This window comes from Nocardiopsis xinjiangensis YIM 90004 (genome assembly GCF_000341145.1).
Taxonomy (GTDB): Bacteria; Actinomycetota; Actinomycetes; order Streptosporangiales; family Streptosporangiaceae; genus Nocardiopsis; species Nocardiopsis xinjiangensis.
This window is the reverse complement of record NZ_ANBE01000014.1, coordinates 166,393-188,482: the sequence shown is the minus strand read 5'-3', so window position 1 is coordinate 188,482 and position 22,090 is coordinate 166,393. Positions and strand designations below refer to the sequence as shown.

The window sequence follows — 22,090 nt, the reverse complement described above, 5'->3', positions numbered from 1 at the left end:
AGGATGTGTAGTTGCTTCTCCGGCAGGTCCGGCCCATCCACTGACCGACACCGACAGGTTGCCCTCTACTGGATTTGTCGGCCTCCCCGGGAAAACCGTCACACGCGACCGGACGGGCACCCGTGACCTCACACAGGTGGAGCGAGGCCCCCACGGAGCAGTTCGTCGGGGCCCGGAACCAAGAGCGGGCACACATCCGCCACCGCCCCCACCTGGTCAAACGTCATACGGCGGTGGCGACCGAACAGGGCCGCCGACTCGATCTGGACCGGGCTCGGGCAGAAGCCCAGGCAGTGCGGCAGTGAGCACTGACGCGGGCCCGGCCGGAGGCGCCCGTCCGTCGGCCTGCTCACCACGCTCGGGGCCGCGAGCTTTCGGCGAGGGCCCTGAACGGGCCCGGTCCACGGAGCAACCGGACCCGTGGGCGGGCGTCCGGGCGAACCCGTGCCCAGGCAGCCCTCACAGCTCAGGTTCAGGAGCCAGAACCTGTTCGGCACCGCCGCGGCCGATCGGCTCACGCACGTAGTCGCCGGAGTGCCAACTCCGCGTAATAGCGGGCGCCGTCGCCCAGCACGCCCTCGTCGAACGCCGCACGCGGCGAGTGGTTGGGGGCCGCCTCCTCAGGAGGGACCCCCGGCGGACAGGCTCCCAGGGACACGTAGGCACCGGGCACTTCGTCCAGGACGTAGGAGAAGTCTTCGGAGGCGGGCAGCGGCCGTGCGACCTGCACGTAACGGTCCGGGCCGAAGACCTGTTGGACCGTGGCCGCGGCGAACGCCGTCTCCTTCGGGTCGTTCCTGGTGACCGGATATCCCTCACAGGTCCGGATGTCGACCCCGACGTCATGGGCCGAAGCGATCCCCTCGGCGAGCCGGACGATCTCCTCCTTGGCCTTGCGGCGGGCTTCGGCCGAGAAGGAGCGGAGCGACAGGGTGATCTCGGCCCGGTCGGGGATGGCGTTGTCGGCCTCGCCGGCATGGAGGCCGGTGGTGCCGGCGACCACGGGATCGAACGGGTCGATGGAGGAGCTGAGAGCGTTCTGCACGGAGGAGACCACAGCACAGGCGGCCGGCAGCGGAGAGCGGGTCCTGTGCGGCATCGCGCTGTGCCCGCCGGTCCCGCGGACCGTCAGACGAATCGTGTCCGAGCCGCCGAGAACGACTCCGGGGCGCGACACGAAGATACCGCCGGGCAGCATCGACGCCACCACGTGCAGAGCGTAGGCGGCCACCGGCCGTTGTCCCGCGGCGGTGAGGACACCCTCCTGAACCATCAGTTCAGCGCCGCCGTGCCCCTCCTCTCCCGGCTGGAACATGTACACGATCGATCCGGGGAAGTCGGCCCCGTGGAGAAGCCGCGCTGCACCGACGAGCATGGCCATGTGCATGTCGTGCCCGCAGGCGTGCATCGCCCCAGCATGCCGTGAGACAAAGGGGTGCTGCCCCTCCTCACCGAGCGGCAGCCCGTCCATGTCCGCGCGCAGCAACACGGTCGGGCCCGGCTCCCGGCCGCGTTGGACCGCGGTGACCGAGGTGAGTCCCTCGCCGGTCGTGATCTCCAGATCCAGGCCTTCGAGCTCTTCCAGGATTTTTTCCTGGGTCCGTGGAAGATTCAGACCGGTCTCCGGCGTTCGGTGTAGTGAACGACGGAGACGAACAAGCTCCTGTTGAAATGATTCCGAGCTCGAAATAACACCCACCCCAGCGCCTGCTTCCTTCTTTTCAGGCATCGACATCAATGAACCCCCGAAAGGGGCGAAACAATCGCGCCCCGGGCGATGGCCGATGCGACGGCATTGGTCCTGTCATGCACATCGAGTTTCTTGAATATGCGACGCCAGTAGGTCTTGATCGTGGATTCACTGAGCGAAATCGCGCGGGCGATACTGGCGTTGGTGAGGCCCTTCGCGGCCAGTACCAGAACTTCGCGCTCGCGAACACTGAGCTGGGGCGCGCGGGCAAGGCAAGGGCTCTGTCCGCTCTCATTATCGTTCGCACGCCCCAAAGCTCCCACCACCGCCAGCGAAACGTCGCTCACGGTGTAATTCCAGGTGATACGGCCAACGGCCCCCGATGAGACCGAACGCTCCATCAAGGGCCCCAGCTCACCGGCGATGAGCACGCGCACCGATCCCCGCGACACTTCACGGATCCGTTGGATCAGGCTCACGACCCCGTCATCCCGCAGTGGCAGGATGACCGCGTCCGGAGCCAGGTCTCCGACGGAACCGAGGACGGCCCCCGCGTCGTATTCGACGCGGGTGGCGTCCATGCTCCCACTGACAGAAAGTGCGTTCAGTAATCCATGGCACCCGACCGACCCATCATCTGCCATCACGACCCGACATGCGCGAGCGCCGGCCTTCCCTTGAATTAACGTCATTATCGAATTCTTCTCCTCGAGCCGAATGCCCGTACATCATTCGGAAGAACAGTGGGCGGATGATCCACAAGAGTTTCAACTCGCACGGCATTCGTCTGCGAACGGCACGGCCCCATTCAAGCGTCCGCGCCGGTTCTCTGGGTAGAGCTGTCCTGGGGCAGCTTCGGCCATCACGGAAACTGCCGGTCCAGTCGTCGACGGGAGTGACATGGGTGGAGAACGGACGTCGGACTTCGGAGAACTGCTGTTGAAACATCGCATGTCATCGGGGATGTCCCAGGCACAACTGGCCAGGGCTTCGGGCATGAGTGTCCGTGCACTGCGCGATCTGGAACGCGGACGTGCCCGGTCGGCTCAACAACGATCAGCGGAAGTACTTGCGAAAGGGCTGGGTCTGGAAGGCGGTGAACGCGAGGAGTTCCTGCTCATCGCCCATATGCGCAGGCGCCGTACCGGAACGGACCCGGACACGGAGAGCACCTGTGCGCTGCCCTCCCCGAGACCGAACCTGGTGGGCCGCGAAGAGGAGCTGGCGACCCTGCGCGCAGAGGCCGGGACCGGGGCGACCGTGGCCGTGGTCGGCCCTCCCGGTGTGGGCAAGACCGCGCTCGCGGTGGCTGCGGCTCACGACCTGGCCGCTGAGTTCCCGGACGGGTGCATGGCCGTGGACCTGCGGGGGATGGACGAGGAGCCCCTCACCCCCCGGGCCACATTGCAGAGGCTGTTGCATCGGCTCGGCGTCCCCAGCTCGCGTACCCCGAAAAACGAATCCGAGTGTTCGAACCTGTTCCGGGCGCTCGTGCACGAACGCAGGATGCTCTTGCTCCTGGACAACGCGGCCGACGAATCACAGGTGCGGCCGTTGCTCGTCACCGGGAGGGGTTGTCTGACCCTGGTGACGAGCCGGCGCATGCTCGTGGGCCTGGACCGTGTCAGGTGGCTCCGGCTCGCCCCGTTGAAGAGTGAGAACGCCGTGTTCTTGCTGGCCGACATCGTCGGCGCCGACAGGGTCGATGCCGAACCGCAGTCCGCAGCAGAGTTGACCACGCTGTGCGCACATCTGCCGTTGGCGATCCGGATCCTCGGGAACCGCTTGGCGACGCGGCCCCACTGGTCCCTGCGATACCTCAGGGAGAAGCTGGAGGACGAGCGAACCAGGCTGCGGAGGCTCTCGGCGGGCGACCTCCGCGTCCGGTCGGCTTTCGAGCTCTCGTACCGGCGCCTCGACCGGGAGACCCGGTCCGTGTTCCGGCGGCTGGCCGCCGTACCCGGGGTGGACTTCGGAACCGAGATGGCAGCCGTGTGCACCGGGGTGGACCGGGCCGAGGTCGACATCTTCCTGGAGGAGCTCACCGACGCCGGCCTTCTGCAGCACGCCACCGTCCCCGGCCGGTTCCAGTTCCACGACCTGATCAGAGTGTTCGCAGATGATTGCCTCCGGTCGGAGGAACCCTCGGGCGAGCAGGAGCTCTCACGCACAAGGCTGCTCAGGCACATACTGGACACAGCGTGCGAAGCCGCTCGGTTGTGTGCGCCCGATGCGCAACCCACAGGCGCGTTCTCCTCACGTGAGGAGGCCGTTGCCTGGCTCGACCTGGAAGCCGCGAATTGGCTGCCCGCCCAACGGCGCGCGGCTCGGCTGGGCTGGCATCGCGAAGTACTCGATGTCGGCAGAGCGATGCACTGGTACTCCGACAGCCGCATCTACGCGATGCCCTGGGACCAGGTGTTCCGTTTGGGCGTGGAAGCCGCGCAAGAGCTCGGGGACCCGCAGGAGGAGGCCGTGCTCCTCAATTTCCTCGGCTGGGCACAGTACGTCTGCATGAACCAGCCCCGCGCCGGGTTCGAAACGAACACCGCAGCTTTGGCAATCGCGACCGAGACGGGTGATCGCCGTGAGCAGGCATGGGCCAACAGTTACCTGGCCATGGAGCTTTTGCGCCTGGGCGACCCCGGAGAGGCGCTGGAACACGCGGAGCAGGCCGCCGCCCTCTCGGACGATTTCGGGTTCTTCGAGATACGTGTATCCGCATACAACTCATATGGCCGGGTCCTGCATTCCCTCGGTCGTTTCGAAGAGGCCCTGGGTGTCCACCGGCGTCTGTACGCACAGCTGATTCGGCGCGCAGGAGAGACGAGTACAGCGGTCCAGCTGCTGTACCGGGGGTTCACACTGCGATGCATCGGTGATTGTCTGACCGGGTTGAAAGAGTGGCGCGCAGCCGCTGAGACCTATCAGCAGGCGCGTTCTCTCGTGTCCGAAGGCGGCATGTACAGCGCCGAGGAAGAGATCGCACTGCCCGAAGGCAGAGCATGGCGCATGGCTGGTGACCACGAACGTGCCAGGGAGTGCTTGGAAAAGGTCGCCGAATACTCGGCGGGGCCGTTGTTCAGCAAATACCGCGACCAAGCCGTGGCCGAACTGGCTCTGTTGCCCGAACACGGCTGAACGGGACGGGCGGCCGACAGCGGGATCGGGCGCGCCTCCGTTCAGCAGTCCTGTACGACATCAATGATCGGCGTCGGCCTCGCTCCGGACCGGCGAGGAGCGGGGACTCCACGCATGGATCCGGCACAGTCGGCCGACCGGTGCCCCGGTCGAGCGGCCGTTGGAACGCTCACGGCCACTGACCGGGGCCCCAGGAAATCGAGGGTGCCCGCGCCGACCGGTGCGTGTTCCGCGCGGGCACCACCCGTCGGGCAGTACCCGTTCTATCTGTGGATCAGCTGCAGCAGCAGCAGGAGATGAGGCTGCTGCTGGAGGCCGCTGCCACCGGCTCGAAATACACAGATTCCTCGCCGAACGTGGTCACCTCAACAACAGGAACCTCAGCCAACAGTTCGTTCATCGCACTCTCCGATTGTATCTATCCAAAACACGGACGCCCGCGACAAGCACGACCACCCAACACGGACACAAAAGAAGAGACAGCCCCACGTGAGACGCCCGAACAGGCGGACACGAGTTCCTTCTCAACTTTTGGGAGAAACAATATAATCAGGCGCAGCAACAGCAGCAGACGACGCTGCTGCTGGAGGCCGCTGCCACCGGCTCGAAATACACAGATTCCTCGCCGAACGGGGTCACCTCAACAACAGGAACCTCAGCCAACAGTTCGTTCATCGCCCTCTCCGATTGTATCTATCCAAAACACGGACGCCCGCGACAAGCACGACCACCCAACACGAACATAAGAGAAGAGACAGCCCCACGTAAGTCACCCGAACAGGCGACCCCCGTGTCACCCGAAAAGATGACACCGGGTGAAAGCCATCTTCTTGCCTTCGATGTTTCCGGCTTGAGAGAGTCGATCCGGTGTCGTCAATGCGACGAACGACAGAAAGGAGAGGACCCAGGTGACCGGATCGAAGACGAGAGTTTTCTTCACGGGTACGCGGGACTCGATCCGCGAAGCGATGCTCAACGCCGCCTCCTCGTCGGATCAGCTCGAACCCGCCTCGTCGCCGGCGGAAGCCGACCTCATCGTCCAGGACGTGTGTTCCTACGAAGACGCGGATCTGTCGGCGATCCGAGCTGAGAGGCCGGTGATCGTCCTGTCACTGTTGGGGGCCGATCGGGCCCGCCCGGGATCGTTCCCGGCGGAAGTGGCGGCTCGGGAGTCCGCCGTAGTGGCCGAGGCCGAACAATGGTGTGTGCTCAGATGCGCCGCGTTCGGCGAGGAACTGGCCTGGAACACCCGCTACGCCGCCGAGGGGCAACTGCTGACGGCATGGCAACCGGAAGGCGCTCCGTGGCTCGCCGCTGCTGACGTGGTCGCCCTGATCGGCAAGCTGGTACGGACCCAGGACCGGTGGCATGCGGCCTACGACGTGACGGGCCCGGCCACGGTTCCCATGGCCCAGGTCTGCGACCTGCTGCACGACCTGCAGGGCCGCACTCTCCACTACGTGCAACTGGAACCGGACGTGCTCTCCTCCAGCATGGAGAAGGCCGGGTTCGACCCGGTTTTCGCTGCGAGGCGCACCGAGTACATGTCGTGGGCGACTTCGGCCGCCTGCCGAGCTCCCTCTCCCCTGTTGGCAGAGGCTCTGGGCCATCCACCGACGGCCCTGTCCCAGTACCTGCTGCGATCCGCACGGTCCAGTCTCACCCCATCTCGCCAGGACTCAGGAAAGTGAAGCTTTCTCATGTATGAGACCGGAAGCAGAAGCTGGCTCGTGAACACGGAGGCCCGTGCTCTGGCCAGAGGCCAGGACATCCTGGTTCGGCACGGCGGGGTCGTGACCCGGTGCGCCGCGCCCGGTGTCCGCCCATTCGTCGCTGCACTCCTCGACAGGGCGGTCGACGGACGGATCGACATCGACCCCTCCGAGATCAGCGAAGGGCAGAGCTCCCAGTTCGAGACACTGATGTCGCAGCTCGTGGCTGCGGGACTCTTCATCGAAGGGTCCCCACCGGCGGGCTCGGAGGCTCAGGACCTCGATCCCGTCGTTCTCGGATTGTGGCAGCGGTCGGGCGGATCGGTGGAACGCGCTGAGATCCACGCGCGTCTGCGCGACCGGCCGATCCGCTTGGTGGGGTCGGGCAGGCTGCACGCGGAGCTGAACCAGTCGTTGACCGATGCGGGTGTGGTCATCGGCCGCGACGACGACATCACGGCACCGGCCGTCGTGGTGGGAAGCCATGAGCAGGACCCGGTACTGACCGAATGGAACGCGGAGCGGCTGTCGGAGGACCTGGAGGTCCCTTGGCTGGCGGTGGTCGCCTTCAACGGCGGGCAGGCCACGGTCGGTCCCTGGGTCGTTCCCGGGCAGTCGGCCTGCTACGAGTGTTACCTGCTGCGCAAGGCCTCGAATTTCGGTACCGCAGAGATCTCCTCCGCGCTGGCCGAAGCCGAACCGGTGGGGCCGGTCTTCGACAGTTCCACTCGCTACCCGGGGTTGCGCCTCATCCAGACCGGGCTCGTCGTCGACAAGGTCGTGGAACGGCTCGGTCTGCAGGAACGGGCGGGGCAGACGGTACCGGGCGAGCTGTCGACGATCTCGCTGCGCTTCGACTCGATCGACTTGGAGAACCACCGCGTACTGCGTGTGCCCCGGTGCGAACGTTGCTCGCCCTCCGCCGGCATCGGCTACCCGCAGGTCTGGTTCGCGAAGGAGGCGCACAAGTGAGCACCGCGTTCGACGAACCGGCACCGGCGGGCTCCGTCCCGTGGACGACGCCAGAGCAAGCGGAACGGGTGATGTCGGGCTTCGTCTCTCCGGTGACCGGCCTCGTCCGCCGCTTGTTCGAACGCACACGGGACACTTCGGACCTGTACGCGTTCTCGGTGGGCAGTGAGGCAGCCGATTCCCGGATGCTGCTCGGGACGCGGTGCAACAAGGTCAACGGCGGCGGCGGTTCCAGCCTCCGGGACGCGCGGCTGGCCGCGATCGGCGAAGCGGTGGAACGCTACAGCGGCGCATGGGTCCCGTTCGACCGCTTGGAGTACGGCACGTGGTCGGAGTTGACCGACCGCGGACTCGACTGCCTCCCACCCAAGCAGTACAAACCGTTCGCCGACTGGCAGTACGAGCAGACGGGCGCGTCTCGTGTTCCGTTCACCGAGTCCACCTGGCTGCCCTGGGTGCAGAGCCGCCGCCTGGCCGACGGCGCCCTCGTGTGGATCCCCGCGCAGCCGGTCTACCTGCGCGCGGACATGATGGACGTCAACCCGATCGCCGACGCGACCAGCAATGGGCTGGCCTACAGCAGCACCCCGGACGAAGCTCTGGTGGGTGCTCTGCTGGAACTGGTCGAGCGCGACGCCGTCATGATCACCTGGTACAAGCAGCTGTCGATGCCGCTGGTCGACGTCGACTCGGACCCGGCGCTGTCCGCCTACATGAGCAAACACGTCGCGCCGACCGGCCTCGATGTCTCCTTGGTGGACCTCAGCGCCTTCAGCGGGGTCTCCACCGTCCTGGCGGTGGTGCGCAACGAGTTCGCAGGAGCAGTACCGCTGGGCTTGGGCGCCGCTGCCGCAAGCTCCCCGGTAACGGCCGCCACCAAGGCCGTCGCAGAGGCGGTCAGCACCCGAACGTGGGGGGTCGCAAAACGCCGCGCGGGCGAGAGCGTGGCTCCCGGCTCGGATTACGACGAGACCGTGCAGGACTTCGACGACCACATCGCGCTGCATTCGAACAACGCCCTCACCGGGAAGACACGGTTCCTCGACAGCTCCCCTGCCCGCTCGCGGACGGCAGACATGCCGATACTGCCGTCGGAGAGCCCGGGAGAGCTGCGGGACGCCTTGATCTCCTCACTGCACGAGGACGGGGTCGACCTGTACGCGGTCGATCTGACGAGCCCGGACGTACGCGAGGCAGGCGGACACGTGGTCAAAGTGTTCTCCCCGCAGTTGCAACCCCTCGATGCCGGGTACCGCCGTCGCTGCCTCGGCGGTGAACGCCTCCACAGCCGCCCCGTCGAACTCGGTCTGCTGGAGCCCGGTACCGAGCCCTTCGTCAACCCCACACCCCACCCTTTCCCCTGAAGGAGCGGCCATGGCCGAGGTCGATACGTCCAATCTGGTCGACGTGGTCTACCAGTCGGGGATCCCCGGACCGGACGACCCCGCCGAGAATTTCTTCGAGGCATCGAAGATCTATCCCGCCAGCATCCCGTGGGACGTGCCGGGCGTCGCGCGCCTGGAGCGCTCGGCGGAGATGCGCCAGATGAGTACCCGGTCGACACGGCGTTACGAGGGCAGACCCGTACTCCCGCTTCCGGAGTCCGCTCCAGCACAGGCGTCGTTGGAGTCGGTGCTGGCGAGCCGTCGCAGCGCGGACGCGTTCGACGAGCGGGAGGTCTCTGCCGGAGTGCTCTCCAGTCTGCTCTCGCGCTCGTACGGTGTGACGGGGTCGCTCGGTGAACACTCGCTGCGGCCCACCCCTTCCGCCGGCGCGTTGTATCCCCTGGACATCTACGTGCTCCCCAGCCGCGTCGAATCCCTCCGCAGCGGCGGTCGTTACCACTTCGACCCCTTCGAACACGCGCTGACCGACCTCGGCGATGTCGACGGCGCGGCACTGAGGGAAGCGACGAACGCCCCCAACATCTCCGGGGTGCCGGCCGTCCAGCTCGTGATCTCGGCCTCGTTCTGGAGGTCGCGGTTCAAGTACGGTCAGCGCGCACTGCGGTTCGCGCTGACCGAGGCGGGACACCTGGTCCAGAATCTTCTCCTGCTCGCCACGGCCCACGGCCTGGCCTGCCGGCCGATCGGAGGCTTCTTCGACGCCCGGCTCACCGAGGTGATGGTGGACCACAACGGTGTCGACGACGCTCCTGTCTACGCGGTGCTGATCGGCTACGGCTCCGACCGGTGACGGCCCTGTTGGCCCTCATGCACCTGGCCGTGCCTTGGGTGCTGCGGTACCCGCCCCCACTGGGTACAGCGGTACGGTTCGCGGGCCAGCGGCCGGAGGGCCTGTACACGGTCGCCACGGTCGCCCTCGGGTCCGTGGCTCTCCTGGCCGCCGGCTCCGGCCCTCCGGGGCTGGTGACCGCCTGGACACACCTCGCCTGCGTGGTCGCGGTGGTGCTGGGATGTGCTTTCCCCTTGGTCATGGGCGGCTTGGTGAGCCGTCCGCGCAGGTTCGTGCGGCTCCCCAGGCGCCCTGTGTGGACGGGGCTCTGCACGGCCTCCGAGGAAGCGCTGTGGCGACTCGCCGCGCTGGGCGGCCTGGTGCACGCCGGAACACCCGTCCTCCTCGCCGCGATGTCGACGATGGCGGGGTTCGCACTGCTGCACGTTCCCCGCAACGGTTGGCGTGTCATCCCCTATCAGCTGCTCCTGGGGGCCGCCTTGACCGGGCTCGCGCTCCTGGGGGGCGTGCTCGCGGCCGCGCTCTTCCACTACGTGCACAATCTGGTCATGTCTGCCACAGCTCGCGTTTCGCGGCGGAGGGCACCTGCGGCTCCCCCAGATCTGCCGCCGAGCCGGTCCTGGGACGGATGACGGATGAACGCATGTGCGCCTGTCGGCCGATGAGACGACTGGGCAACGTCGCCCGGGCGCGATTCGATCGGGGTATGACCGAGAAGATCATAGAGTGCGCGCGCAGGGTCGCAGACGTCAGCCGCGTCCACGCGGACGCGGGCGAACGGGCCGGCTTGCTGACCGAAGAGGTCGTCACGGAGCTCATCGGCACCGAATTGCTGCGTATGGGTATGCCGACGCGACTCGGTGGTCCCGAGATCGATCCGGTCACGAGCGCGCGAGCTCTGATGGCCGTGGCTGAGGGAGACGCGAGCGCGGCGTGGTACCCGGCGACGTCCTCCACACACTCGATCTTCACCCACTACCTGGCCGAGGACAGCGCCCGAGAGATCTTCGACGGCACGGCTCCGGTCGCGTGCGCGTCGATGCCGGGAGGTTCGGGCCGGTTCACCGAGGGCGGCCTGTGTGTGGACTCCGGCCGGTGGCCGTGGGGGTCGGCCGCACCGCACGCGAAGTGGATGGGCCTGGGCATGGTCGTCGACGGGCGGTCCCTCGTCGCCTTCGTACCCACCTCGGACATCGTCATCGAGGGCGACTGGGACTCGCTCGGCCTCCGCGCGACCTCCTCCGGGCACTTCTCCGTCCGGCCGGGCGTGTTCGTTCCCGACCGGCGGCTGGTCGACATGGGGCGGCCCGGGCCCCGTCAGGACACCCCGCTCTCCCTGTTCCCCCTGACCGCGTATATTTCCTTCGCCTACGCCGCGGTCGCGCTCGGCAACGCGGTCGGAGCGGTCAACGACCTGCTCGACCGCGCGGAGGGCACCACGTCCCTGGGCCTGCCCAACACGCTCGCACGGTCCTCGCTCGCACACATCGAAACCGCGCGGGCCGAGGCGCGGTTGTACTCCGCACGGGCCTTCCTGCTGGAGGCCATGGGCGAGATGTGGGACACGGCGCAGGACGGGCACACCGCCGACACCGGTGTGCGGGCCCGGAGCCGACTCGCCATGAGCCACGCGACCGCGGAGGCCGCCGCGGTCGTGGGCGGCATCCACCAGCTCGGAGGCGGGGCAGCCGTCCACGCCGGCGATCCGTTGCAACGGCGTCTGCGTGATGCCCACACCATCACGCAGCACGTTCAGGTGACGGCCCGCGCCTACCCGCTGTACGGTGCGCTTCGCTTCGGTCAGGCCCTGGACACGGCCGCCCTGCGCCACGCCACGTGAGGCGCACACCACCCGCGCGGCATCATCCCTCCAGGCCGAAGGGGCCGGAGTCGGCCGCCCGCCGAGCCGGACTGCGCGGGGCGCCGAGGACCGGTTCGAGCACCGTTGTCGGCAAGAACGCCCCGACGAGCCGTGGGGGCAGAGGCGCCGGACCGCGGTCGGCGGTGGTGAGCATTGCTCGACCGCCTCGGAGATGGTCCGGCGTGTTGGAGGGCCTGGAGGCCTTGCGGTGGCGAATCCGGTTCACGGCATGCCGAGCGCCCCGGGAACGGTGGTTCCCGGGGCGCTCGATCCGTCTGTGGAGGCGGGTCAGTGACCTCCGGCCAATGTCCCCGACAGCTCGGCGTGCAGGCGTTCGCTGGGCCGGTTGAGCCCGATGATCTCCACCTCGACACCGTGGCGCCGGAAGTGTTCGGTGACCTGGTCCAGGGCCGCCACCGCCGAGGAGTCCCACACGTGGGCGCCGGACATGTCGATCACCACCTTGTCCAGGCCCTGTTCGGTGTAGTCGAAACGCCCGACGAGGCCGCCGGTGGAGGCGAAGAAGACCTCGCCGTTGACCGAGTAGACCCGGGTCCCGCCCTCGGGGTCCAGGACGCTGGTGACGTCGGCCTGCATCGCGGCCTTGCCGGCGAAGGAAACCATGGACACGAGCACACCCACGACGACGCCCAGGGCGAGGTTGTCGGTGGCCACCACCACGACGACGGTCACCACCATGACCAGGGTCTCGCTCCAGGGCATGCGCTTGAGCGTGGCCGGGGCGATGCTGTGCCATTCGAAGGTCACGATCGAGACGAAGACCATCACCGCCACGAGCGCCGCCATGGGGATCAGGCCCACGACGTCGCCCAGGACCACGCACAGCAGCATCAGGAAGACCCCGGCCAGGAACGTGGAGACACGGGTGCGGGCACCGGAGGAGACGTTGATCATGGTCTGGCCGATCATCGCGCAGGAGGGCATCCCGCCGAAGAGGCCGACCAGGACGTTGGCGATGCCTTGCCCACGGGCCTCACGGCCGTGGTCGGAGGCGGTCTCGGTGCGGTCGTCGACGACCTTGGCGGTCATCAGCGACTCCATCAGCCCCACCAGCGCCAGGGTCAGGGAGTAGGGGGCGATGAGGACCAGCGTGTCCCAGGTGAAGGGCACGTCCGGGATCAGCGGCACGGGGAAGGTGTCGGGCAGCTCGCCCTCGTCGCCCACGGTCCGGGTCGAGATCCCCATCGTGATCGTGGCGACGGTGAGTACGACGATGGCCACCAGGGGGGCGGGCACGACCTTGGTCAGGTAGGGCAGGCCGAAGATGATGCCCAGCCCGATGGCGACCATGGCGTAGACAGGCACGTCGAAGTCGCTCAAGTAAGGCATCTGCGACAGGAAGATGAGGATCGCCAGGGCGTTGATGAACCCGGTCATCACACTGGGCGGGACGAACCGCATCAGTTTGGCGACCCCGGCCAGGCCCAGGGCGATCTGGAACAGGCCGGCCAGCAGGGTCGCGGCGATCAGATGGTCGACGCCGTGCTCCATGGACAAAGGAGCGACCACCAGGGCCATGGCGCCGGTGGCGGCGGAGATCATCGCCGGGCGCCCGCCCAGGAAGGCGATGGAGACCGCCATGACGAAGGAGGCGTACAGACCCACCCGGGGATCCACCCCGGCGATGAGCGAGAACGCGATGGCCTCGGGGATCAGAGCCAGGGCCACCACGAGGCCGGCCAGCACGTCGGCGCGCAGCTGGGCGGTTGAGGGCATCTTCGAACGCCACGTGCGGGGCGTTTCGGCAGGCAGAGTCATGGAATCCAACAGGGTGCGGTGGCCCGGGACGCGGGCCGCGGAAAGTACGGGTGGTGCGTTCGGCCGCGGAGCCACGGCCCCGGCATGAGGCGACCGGGGCCAAGGGCGGCAGGAACGCAGGTCGACGTCGTCGGCGACCGACCCCCAAACTCTATCCTCACGTGAATGTTGACTTCCGGGGTTCGGGAGGAGACGCCCGTCACAAGCCGACCGAGCCACTGCGCAACAAGGCTTTCCGTCCTTGTCGCACACCGCACACCCTCGAACGCGGCATGCTCCGGCCGGCTACGGGTGCGCTTCGCTGGCGGGTCCGCTGCGGGCGCGTTCGTCGCGCAGGCGTTGGCCGAACTCCTCTGCCATCGCCAGTTCCTTGCGCAGAGTCCGGCAGCGCCGGTCGATGGAGTCTTCGAATTCGTCGAGGCCGGAGCTGAGAGCGGCCTGTTCCTCGGGTGTGGTCCGGGGATCGTTGAGGCGGTCCAAGGTCTCCAGCAGCTCCCGGGTCTGCTCCAGGCTGAAGCTCAGCGGCTTCATCCGCTTGATGAGCTGGAGCCGGTCGGCGTCCTCTTCCGTGTAGAGACGGAACCCCCCACGTGAGCGGGCCGAGGGCTCGACCAGGCCGACCTCGCCGTAGTAGCGGATGGTCCGCAGGGACAGGCCGGTCCGTTCAGCGACCTCACCGATCTGCATGTGCCCGCTGTTGGACATCGCCGTCCTCTCTTCGTCCTCGGATCCGTCCCTACGTGCGACCGTGCGCGTGCAAGGCCCTTCAGAGGCAACGCTAGCGCGTTGTCCCGGTCATCGAGGACGGCCTACTGGTTTCGTCCTGGACCGGCAACCGGCCGCGACAGAAGGGCGATCTCGCTCGGACCGCCGCAAGATCGACTGCGCTCGACAGGTGCGTCTGCACGTGGAGGCGTCGAGTGATCGCCGGCTTCGTTCGTGCGAACAGCGGCTCTTCAGCGGGGTCCAGCGAGGGACCCCGGGCGTGAACCCTCTGTGCCAGGCTCAAGTGGGACACATTCGCAGCGCTGTGGGCTCCACGGTGGAGGGGGCAGGGGCCGATGGCCCGTCGGGACGCCGCCACAGCGGTCGAGGCAGGAAGACGCCGACCGTTGCTCGGTCCCCCGCACCCGAACACCTCGCTCACAGCACATGCGCCCTCGTCGAGCCGGTGCGCTCACGCCACCGACACGTGGGCCGAGCGTGTTCCGGGGTCGACGCCGTGCCGGTCACCAGGTGGACGGGGCGGTTTTCGTGAATCCACGGTCGACGAAGACGAGGGCCTCCCCTGCCCCGACACGGGTCCGCAGCACCCGGCCGATGAAAACGTCGTGGTCACCCACATGATGCCGGCCCACGACACGACACTCCAGGAGGAGCCGAGCGTCCTCCATGGTGAGTAGTCCGGACTCGGTACGCCTGAACCGGCCCTCGGCGAACTTGTCGGTCCCCTTCGCTGCGAACCGCCGGGCGAGTTCCGCGTGCTCGTATCGAGCCACACTCACTGCAAAGAACGGCGACGAGGCGAAGGCTCCATGGCATTCGGCGGTTCTGGACAGACACACCAGGACCAGTGGGGGCTCGAGCGAAGCCGAGACCACCGAACCGGCCGTGAACCCGTGGTCGACCCCGCCCGCGTCACGGGTCGTCACGATGGAGACCGAGGTCGGCAATGCCGCCATCGCCCCTCGGAATTCCTCCGCGCCGGGTCCCGGGGCCTCAGAGACAGGTGCGGGTTCGTCCGGGTCCACTGCGATGTCCACGTGGCCTTGCCTTCCTCATCCCTCGGTTCTCGTTCCCCCGGTCCCACCACTCTTCGGGCCCGCGACCCGCACAGGAGAGAGCGGGGCCCGGGCCCATCGCATCGGCACACACCACACGACGGGTCCCGGGGCCGGGACCAGGAGGAACTCCTACGCTCTCCCGCGTCGAGCTCCGCCCTAGGTATCAGCCAGGGAGCGGAGCTCATCGAGGGTCATGACGTCCCGTGCTCGGAAACCCTCCGCAGCGCTGTCCGCGAAGACGACCACCATGCCGCGGCGATCGTCCTCGGACTCGTTGGGGCCACTACCGTGCACGAACATGCGGTCCCAGACAGCCGACTCACCGGGCTGCAGGACGAATTCATGGCGGTCACCGAACTGCTCGACGACGTGCGCCAAACTCTCGTGCCAGGGGTGCTCAGGGTCTTCGGCGTGCTGCACGACCCCTCCCGAGTGCGACCCGGGATAACCGTGGAGCCCGCCATTGGCCGGGGAAACCTCCGTCAGGGCTGTCCACATACTGAACGCACCCGGGTATTCCTGCTTCCACAACGCCTGATCCTGATGCGGCGCCACGTGTGTGCCCACGTGCGCAGGTTTGAGGAAGGCCGCGTGCAGGATCACCACCGCCGTCGGACCGATGAGCGCCTCGGCCACGTCGGGGGCACCGAGCCGGTTGATGATGGGACCGAAGAACTTGCGATCGTTCCAGAGCAGGCGGCGTAGCTTACGCAACCTGCGCTCGTCTCCTTCCCCGTCGTACTGCGCCTGGAAACCGGGGGAGATCCGGTCACGGGCGTCGAGGCCGTCGAAATACTGCAGGATTCTCGATCGGTCGTCATCGGAAAGGCGATATCCGAGTTCCTGGAACCCGGCTGACCTGAATTTCTCGGCGTCAACGATCGACATGGACTGTCCTCACTTCCTCTAGGGCTGATGCGCACCGGAGGACCGATCTGCCACCAACCGGTGCCAGAGGGCCAGCGCCTCCCGCCTGTTGATCTTTTCCTGACCGAGCCGGGGAAGGGCCTCGCTGGTGACGGCCACACGGCGCGGAGCTCTTTGGCGGCCCAGCTTCTCCGCCAGGGCACGCTGCAGATCCCCGGGTATGAGTTGCGCCGCCGGGTCGGAACGAACGATGAGGCCGATGTCCTCGCCCGTGGGCAGATCCAGCCGTACGGCCGCGCTCTCCAGGACACCTGGCATCAGACCCGCCACCTCTTCGACCTCGTGCAGGTACACGGTGAACCCGCCCTTGAGGACCACGTCCTTCCGCCGCCCACTGATCCAGTACCGTCCTTCGGAATCACGCCGCGCCAGGTCACCGGAACGGACCCAGCCGTCGTGGAGGAGCTCTTCCGTGGCGGAAGGGTTGTCGTAATAGCCGCAACTCATGGCCGGCCCGCGCAGCTCGAGCTCGCCTTCGCCCGCCCCGTGGACCAGCCCTTCGATCCCCCGCAGGCGTGCGTCGACCGTGGCGGGGCGACCGATGGAGAGAGTGCCCCGACCGTTCACGTCGAGATCACCGAAGAAAGCGGCGAAGGAAACTTCCGTCATCCCGTACACGTTGAGCAGCACCGCCCGGAACCGGTCCTGGAACAAACCGAGCGCCGTGGGCGACAGGGGAGCACCACCGCTGAGGCATGCCACCGTCCCGGTCTCGCGCCCCTCCTCCGTTGTCTCGTCGGGCGCGGCTCTGTTGAGCAGTTCGACCAGGGCCGGCACCAGATACGTGGCCTCGACGCCGTGGGCCCGAAGATCCGACCAATACCGGTTGGCGGACATGAGGGTGAGTTCTGGGAGAACAGCCACGGGTATCCCCATCACCGCCGGCCACAAGTAGTTCATGCCGAGGATCCCGAGACCCGACATCCGCATGGACACCCCGAACCGTGACGGTGAGTAGCCCAACAGCTCTCTCAACGCCCGGCCGCCGGCTTCATAGGCGTGGCGGAGCTGCCCGTGGGTCAGGACCACACCCTTGGGGTCCGAGGTCGACCCGGAGGTGTAGCTGATCATCGCGGTGTCGGGCGACAGCGCGGGCCCGTCCCCGCGCGCATCGGGGTTCTCGACGCATGTGCCCTGTTCCGCGTCGACCACGAAACCGGCATCACTGAGCGCAAGCACCGAACGCAGAGTGTCCGTTCCCCAGTGGCCGTCGATGGGAACGACGACTGCCTCCGCCCGCCACACGGCGAGAACCGTCGGAAGGAGGTCCGGGTGGTCGGCCATGACCACCGCGCACCGGCCACCGCGCGCGACCCCGGCCGCTGCGAGGTCCTCGGCGATCTCTGCGCTACGGTCCACCAGGTCCCGCCAAGTCATCACCGTTCCGTCATGGGGTGGCCGGTGAAAACTGAGGGCGGTCCGGTCCGGTGAACGCCGGGCAAGTTGTTCATAGACGTCGAACAACATGTCAACCCGTCCTTTCCAAGGCCGCCAGGACACAGTCGGCGGGACCGGTGGCCAGGGCGAGCGTCTCGCTCATGGTGCCGGGGAGGCTCTCCAGATTGATGAGGACGTCCGGCGTGCCCAGGTGGCTGAGCAGAGGGATGTTCTCGAGATGGACATCATCGAGGGGGATCCTCAGCGTGCTGCTGAGGAGACGCACCGTCGGCGTCCCGTAGTTGTTGCACACCAAGGACGGCCGTACGGGGAGCCCGAGTTCTTCGGCCTCCCCGCGCAGGTCCCGCAAAGCACGCCCCAGAAGGACCAGTGTGGGACCGAAGTCCACGGCCTGCTCGAACTCCGCGGTCTGCAGGAAGGCCCTCCGCAGCATCCAACGGATCCTCCAACCCCTTCCGTGCGCCTTGACGAGGCAACTGGCCACACCGTCTCCGATGGCGGAGACGGCGGGTGCGAGAACGCGGGAATCGTCACGGCGCATCCGCCCGATGGCCACCACGAGGACACAGCGGGCAGGGTCCTGTCCCACCAGCAGGTCCGCGTATTCGAGGGCCGTCATCACCGCACTGCACCCGCCGAAGGTCAGGGCGGTCACGGACGCGTGGCTCAGGCCGAGCCCGGCCAGCGTCCGGTAGAGCCGGCCCCGGACCCGCTCGTGCTCGGCCCGCGTCCCACTGGCCGTCATCGTCTCGGTCGCGACGAGCACGTGACTCACCTCGCGGGGGGCACGGTCCGCCCGAGCGAGCGATGAGCCGACCGAGCTCTCCACCAGCGGCATCTCGTCCTCTGCTACCGGGCACAGCTTCTGCCCCCGGCCCACCAGCTCATCGGCGACCCCGGGAGGTATCGCGGAGTGGGGCAGCTCCGTGACCGGGGTGGGGGAGCCGACCGCGTGGGCCAGCGCACCGACCACCCCGCTCATGTGAGGAGCTCCTGCGGATCCCAGTGGACCTGGGTCCCGTGCGGGGTCGTCCTCGCCAACAGAACCTTCCTGCCCATGGGCCAGATCTCGCAGATCAGGTTGACCACGCTGGAATCCTCCTCACTCGGCTCCAGAGAGATCCAGGCCAAGGGCCGGTCCTCGTCCGTCTGCTCTCCCCTGGAGCGGACGAGCTTGGAGAACCTGTCTCGTTCATCCGGGTCGAAGTAGGGCAGAACGATCGAGTGGAAGAGCACCGTGGTACGTCCGGGCTCGGGGTCGTCGACATGTTCGGCAACCCAAGAACAGGCATCCGCCGCGTCGAGTGTGAGCGGCGGAGCCGACCTGGCCACGGTCAGCGCGGCTTCGAGCCGTCGGGCGCGCTCCACGTGCTCGGGCCAGACGAACGAGCGCAGGAGATTGGGGGTCCCCGGAGCGTGGACGTCGATCGGGTTGAGATCGCACCCGCGGCGTTCGACGACCTCCGGAACGGCGGCCTGCGGCTCCCCCGAGGTGAAGTGCCCCTCCAGTCGCAGGGCGGAGTCGGCGGGCCCCCAAGGGCCGTGCGGTCCTTCCACCCGATAGTGGTCCAGGAGCAGGTTGAGTCCCGCGCTGGAGCCGACTTCCAAAAGCCGGAGGGGACGTCCGGTCGCGTGCGCGACGTAGTTCACCGCGGCCGAAAGCGGCGCTGCCCTTCCCACCTCATTGGTCTGCACCGCGACACGCATCTGTTCCCGCACGGAGTCGACGTTGGCGAGCAGGAAATCGAAGAACGCCGGAACCACACGATCCGGGTCGGCCTCACCGCCCATGGTGGGGTAGTAGCGCGTGATCCAGTCCTCGGACCCATCCATGGCAATGCGGTTGACGGCACCGAACAATCGGAGGCAAAGGGCCGATTGAACAGGGTTCTGGCCGTCGCTGGTCAAGAGATCCGTCACGGTGTCGTCCGCACCGAGCCGCTCGATCAGCTCGTTGATGAGGGCGACGTAGGTCGGCGCACCATTCTTACGGCACAGGTCACGCTGCCATTCGCAACCGGCGATGACTTGTTCGATGGTCGAAGTCATGCGGCCACCACCAACTGGTAGGCACCGCGGAGGGTCGCCAGGGATTCGACGGTCGCCGATCCCGGATCGACTGCGGTTCCGGTGATCCCTTCCAGGAAGAAGAAGAACTCCAGCACCATCAACGAATCCAAGATCCCGGATTCAACCAGCTCGGTGTTGGCATCGATTTCTTCCGCCTTACTCCCCAGTCGCTCCACAAGGAACTCTCGACTCAATTCAAGGAATTTCTCTTCGGAGATCATGCAGAATAACCTACTCTTCTTGCGTCGCGTGCTCAATAGCAATCTTGGCGACTTCGTTGCTGAAATCGTGGCCCAGGCCGGGAAGCTCCACGTGGGCGAAGCGCTGACGGTCCCGTCGCCGTGCGGTGTCGGACCGCACGTCCTCGCTCCGGACGAACCGGTCACGGCCCCCCGTCACCACCAAGACCTCGCGGGGCCGCAGATCCTCCCGCTCCCTCGCCCCCTCCCCGAGAGGGCGGCCGCACACGAACACGGCACGTCGCGCGATACTGGAGTGGTCGAGGACCGCCGCGCCCACGGAGACGCCCTGGGAGAAACCGACCAGCACGGTCCTCTCCGTCCGGGCGGCGTGTCTGCTCTGCTCGCCCTCGACGTAGCGGACGACCCACGGCACCAGTTCCCGTGACCACCGCGCGATCAGTGGCTCCTGCGAGGTGATCGGATACCAGGCGTTGCCGCCCGGAACGAGCCCAGGCCGGTCCGGACCGTCCGGACCAACTATGACCAGGTCATACCTTCCGGCCGCGGCCGAGGACAGGGTCCGGATCATCTCGTCCGCGGTGCCGCCGTAGCCGTGCAGCGCCACGAGGAGCCATGGGTCCCTGCTACTGGTGGTCCCGGTATCAGGCATAAGAGACGGCCCCTTCCTCCACATGGGACTGGTCGAGCCAGACCAGCCATTCCACGGCGGAGAGCAGAGCGAAAGCGAAGGTGAACGCCGTCTCGTCCCCATGCGCCAAGCGCTCACGCAACCTCCGGAGCCCCGTGGGAAGAACACCGAGCTCGTGATGCAACAGCTCCGTTGCCCCGGCCAAAGCGCTGTCGACCCGTGGCAGTTCGGCACCGCCGAGCCATTGGTGCACCGGCGCTCGGAACGGCTGCTTGCGTTTCTTCCTGTGCTGGGGCGGCAACAGGTCGGCGAATTCCTCGCGAAGGACCGCCTTGGTCAAATCGCCGCGGACGAGGGCCGGGGCCGGATACCGGATCGAGAGCTCAGGGACTCCGGCATGCAGGAAGGGGACCCTCCCTTCGATCCCTTCCGCCATCAGCAGATGGTCCGTCCTGCGGAGCAGGGGTTCGAGGCTGTGCTCGTATTCGAATTCCCTCACGACGTCGATGGTGCCGGGGGTGCGGCCCCAGCGCCGGCCGGCAGCCGTCTCGGCTCGTCCGACAGCGGACCGGAGGGCGTCTGCGGCTCCATGCGCCGCCTCGGAACCGAGCAGCTCACCCACCAGCTCCAGCCGTCCTCGCGAGAGGTAGAAACTCACCGGGTCGCTGATCTCGCCGGCGAAGAGGGGGACGTAACGGTTGTAACCGGCGAACAATTCGTCCGCGCCCTCACCGACCAGGAGCACGGTGGTCCCCTGCGCCCTGGCCGACCTCGCCAGCGCCGCGTACATCGGCACACTCGTCATTGCGGTGGGCTCACCAAAGGTCCGTACGGCAGCGGACAATCCGTCCAGCAGGTCGGCAGGGCCGAAGGGTGACCAGTCGTGCCGCCAGGTCGACACCACCTCGTCGTCCAGGCCGAGTTCGCTGAGGGAACGCACCCCGTCCCCGGTGTGCTCCGGGCAGACACTGACCGTGGGCAGGTGACGAAGCCCCCTTCCCGCGAGAACACGTGCCAGGATCGTGGAGTCGAGACCTCCGCTCAACGCCAGCCCGATCGGCCGATCGGCCAGGAGCACCCGGTCGACCGCTTCCTCCAGCCTGGCCCGCAGCTCTCCCGGAGCAGGAACGGCCGGTTCGGTTCGCCGGGGCTCCGTCTGGGCCGAAGCGACGACGCGGCCCGCTGCAACCCTCATCCGCGTACCTGGCGGGAGCGGTCTGACGCCCTCGAAGAACGTCCCTCCATCGACCACCCGACGGCCGGTGAGCAGGAACTGCGCGAACGCCTCGGAGCGCAACGGCGCACGCCCGAAGGCATTGATCAGGGGCACGATTTCGGAAGCCGCCGCCACCCCCTCCGGACCCTCCCGGACGTACAACGGCTTGATCCCCAAGGGATCCCGGCCCAGTTCCAGCACGTCCTCGGAAGGGCTGCTGGCCACCGCGTACATCCCGTCCACCAGTTCGGGGCGAGAGGCGCTGCGTGCCTCGGCCAGGCCTCCCTGCGGGGTCGCGGCACCATCGCGGTAGATCTCTCCGTTGAACGCGTGAACGATGCCGTCGGCGGGCTCGCTGAAAGGAACACGGTCACCGGGGGCACTGCGCACCCGCAGGCGTGCCATGCCCAGCGCGCTCCGGCTCCGAGCCGCCAGACCGCGACCGTCCGGGCCTCTGTGCTCGAGCTGTGCAAGCAGATCCGCTGTGAGGCTTTCCGCATCGGTACAGCTCAT

At 67.4% G+C, this 22,090-nt stretch carries 19 protein-coding genes; 7 read left to right on the top strand and 12 right to left on the bottom strand.

Annotated features, from left to right (window positions below; all coding sequences use genetic code 11):
* Nucleotides 1–514: 514 nt before the first annotated feature.
* Together D473_RS0109430 and D473_RS24510 are read right to left on the bottom strand one after the other, a co-directional pair.
* A complete protein-coding gene (locus tag D473_RS0109430) occupies nt 515–1,735 on the bottom strand; it encodes a M20 metallopeptidase family protein (RefSeq protein ID WP_338044140.1) in 1,221 nt (406 codons plus the stop codon).
* A complete protein-coding gene (locus D473_RS24510) occupies nt 1,735–2,271 on the bottom strand; it encodes a helix-turn-helix transcriptional regulator (RefSeq protein ID WP_017608829.1) in 537 nt (178 codons plus the stop codon). Before D473_RS24510 ends, D473_RS0109430 begins: the two co-directional genes overlap by 1 nt.
* Before the next feature lie 319 nt (nt 2,272–2,590).
* Between D473_RS24510 and D473_RS0109420 the strand changes: the two genes are divergently transcribed.
* The 7 genes from D473_RS0109420 to D473_RS0109390 all read left to right on the top strand — a co-directional run bounded on the left by D473_RS0109420 (nt 2,591) and on the right by D473_RS0109390 (nt 11,551).
* On the top strand, nt 2,591–4,831 hold the full coding sequence (locus D473_RS0109420; RefSeq protein ID WP_026126785.1) for an NB-ARC domain-containing protein: 2,241 nt from the start codon (nt 2,591–2,593) through the stop codon (nt 4,829–4,831).
* A gap of 908 nt (nt 4,832–5,739) precedes the next feature.
* Nucleotides 5,740–6,522, top strand: coding sequence for a Rossmann-fold NAD(P)-binding domain-containing protein (locus D473_RS0109415; protein ID WP_017608826.1), 783 nt, complete (start codon nt 5,740–5,742; stop codon nt 6,520–6,522).
* A 9-nt stretch (nt 6,523–6,531) separates the two neighbouring features.
* A complete protein-coding gene (locus D473_RS0109410; protein WP_017608825.1) occupies nt 6,532–7,515 on the top strand; it encodes a TOMM precursor leader peptide-binding protein in 984 nt (327 codons plus the stop codon).
* Nucleotides 7,512–8,879 (top strand): YcaO-like family protein, encoded by a 1,368-nt coding sequence (locus D473_RS0109405; RefSeq protein ID WP_017608824.1) that lies wholly within the window; start codon nt 7,512–7,514, stop codon nt 8,877–8,879. The genes D473_RS0109410 and D473_RS0109405 overlap by 4 nt, the downstream gene beginning before the upstream one ends.
* Nucleotides 8,880–8,889: 10 nt before the next feature.
* The gene (locus D473_RS0109400) at nt 8,890–9,711 is read left to right on the top strand and encodes a SagB/ThcOx family dehydrogenase (protein ID WP_017608823.1); all 822 of its coding nucleotides are present in this window, start codon (nt 8,890–8,892) and stop codon (nt 9,709–9,711) included.
* A complete protein-coding gene (locus D473_RS0109395) occupies nt 9,708–10,343 on the top strand; it encodes a CPBP family glutamic-type intramembrane protease (RefSeq protein ID WP_017608822.1) in 636 nt (211 codons plus the stop codon). Before D473_RS0109400 ends, D473_RS0109395 begins: the two co-directional genes overlap by 4 nt.
* Nucleotides 10,344–10,417: 74 nt before the next feature.
* Nucleotides 10,418–11,551, top strand: coding sequence for an acyl-CoA dehydrogenase family protein (locus tag D473_RS0109390; protein ID WP_017608821.1), 1,134 nt, complete (start codon nt 10,418–10,420; stop codon nt 11,549–11,551).
* A 309-nt stretch (nt 11,552–11,860) separates the two neighbouring features.
* On the opposite strand, the gene D473_RS0109380 is transcribed toward D473_RS0109390, so the two are convergent.
* The 10 genes from D473_RS0109380 to D473_RS0109335 all read right to left on the bottom strand — a co-directional run bounded on the left by D473_RS0109380 (nt 11,861) and on the right by D473_RS0109335 (nt 22,090).
* Complete coding sequence (locus D473_RS0109380) at nt 11,861–13,309, bottom strand: SulP family inorganic anion transporter (protein ID WP_017608819.1); 1,449 nt, start codon at nt 13,307–13,309, stop codon at nt 11,861–11,863.
* A gap of 327 nt (nt 13,310–13,636) precedes the next feature.
* Nucleotides 13,637–14,056: a MerR family transcriptional regulator gene (locus tag D473_RS0109375; RefSeq protein WP_017608818.1), complete on the bottom strand. Its 420-nt coding sequence runs from the start codon at nt 14,054–14,056 to the stop codon at nt 13,637–13,639.
* A 524-nt stretch (nt 14,057–14,580) separates the two neighbouring features.
* The gene (locus D473_RS0109370; protein WP_241474745.1) at nt 14,581–15,114 is read right to left on the bottom strand and encodes a flavin reductase family protein; all 534 of its coding nucleotides are present in this window, start codon (nt 15,112–15,114) and stop codon (nt 14,581–14,583) included.
* A gap of 177 nt (nt 15,115–15,291) precedes the next feature.
* Nucleotides 15,292–16,023 (bottom strand): phytanoyl-CoA dioxygenase family protein, encoded by a 732-nt coding sequence (locus D473_RS0109365; RefSeq protein WP_017608816.1) that lies wholly within the window; start codon nt 16,021–16,023, stop codon nt 15,292–15,294.
* 18 nt (nt 16,024–16,041) lie between these two features.
* The gene (locus D473_RS0109360) at nt 16,042–17,529 is read right to left on the bottom strand and encodes a class I adenylate-forming enzyme family protein (protein WP_083917949.1); all 1,488 of its coding nucleotides are present in this window, start codon (nt 17,527–17,529) and stop codon (nt 16,042–16,044) included.
* A gap of 1 nt (nt 17,530) precedes the next feature.
* Nucleotides 17,531–18,442: a beta-ketoacyl-[acyl-carrier-protein] synthase family protein gene (locus D473_RS0109355; protein ID WP_017608814.1), complete on the bottom strand. Its 912-nt coding sequence runs from the start codon at nt 18,440–18,442 to the stop codon at nt 17,531–17,533.
* Nucleotides 18,439–19,509: a DUF2332 domain-containing protein gene (locus tag D473_RS0109350; protein ID WP_017608813.1), complete on the bottom strand. Its 1,071-nt coding sequence runs from the start codon at nt 19,507–19,509 to the stop codon at nt 18,439–18,441. Before D473_RS0109350 ends, D473_RS0109355 begins: the two co-directional genes overlap by 4 nt.
* Entirely contained in the window at nt 19,506–19,751 is a 246-nt protein-coding gene (locus D473_RS0109345; protein ID WP_152436803.1) for an acyl carrier protein, read from the bottom strand. Before D473_RS0109345 ends, D473_RS0109350 begins: the two co-directional genes overlap by 4 nt.
* Before the next feature lie 10 nt (nt 19,752–19,761).
* Entirely contained in the window at nt 19,762–20,382 is a 621-nt protein-coding gene (locus D473_RS0109340) for an alpha/beta hydrolase (RefSeq protein WP_017608811.1), read from the bottom strand.
* Complete coding sequence (locus D473_RS0109335) at nt 20,375–22,090, bottom strand: asparagine synthetase B family protein (protein ID WP_152436802.1); 1,716 nt, start codon at nt 22,088–22,090, stop codon at nt 20,375–20,377. The genes D473_RS0109340 and D473_RS0109335 overlap by 8 nt, the downstream gene beginning before the upstream one ends.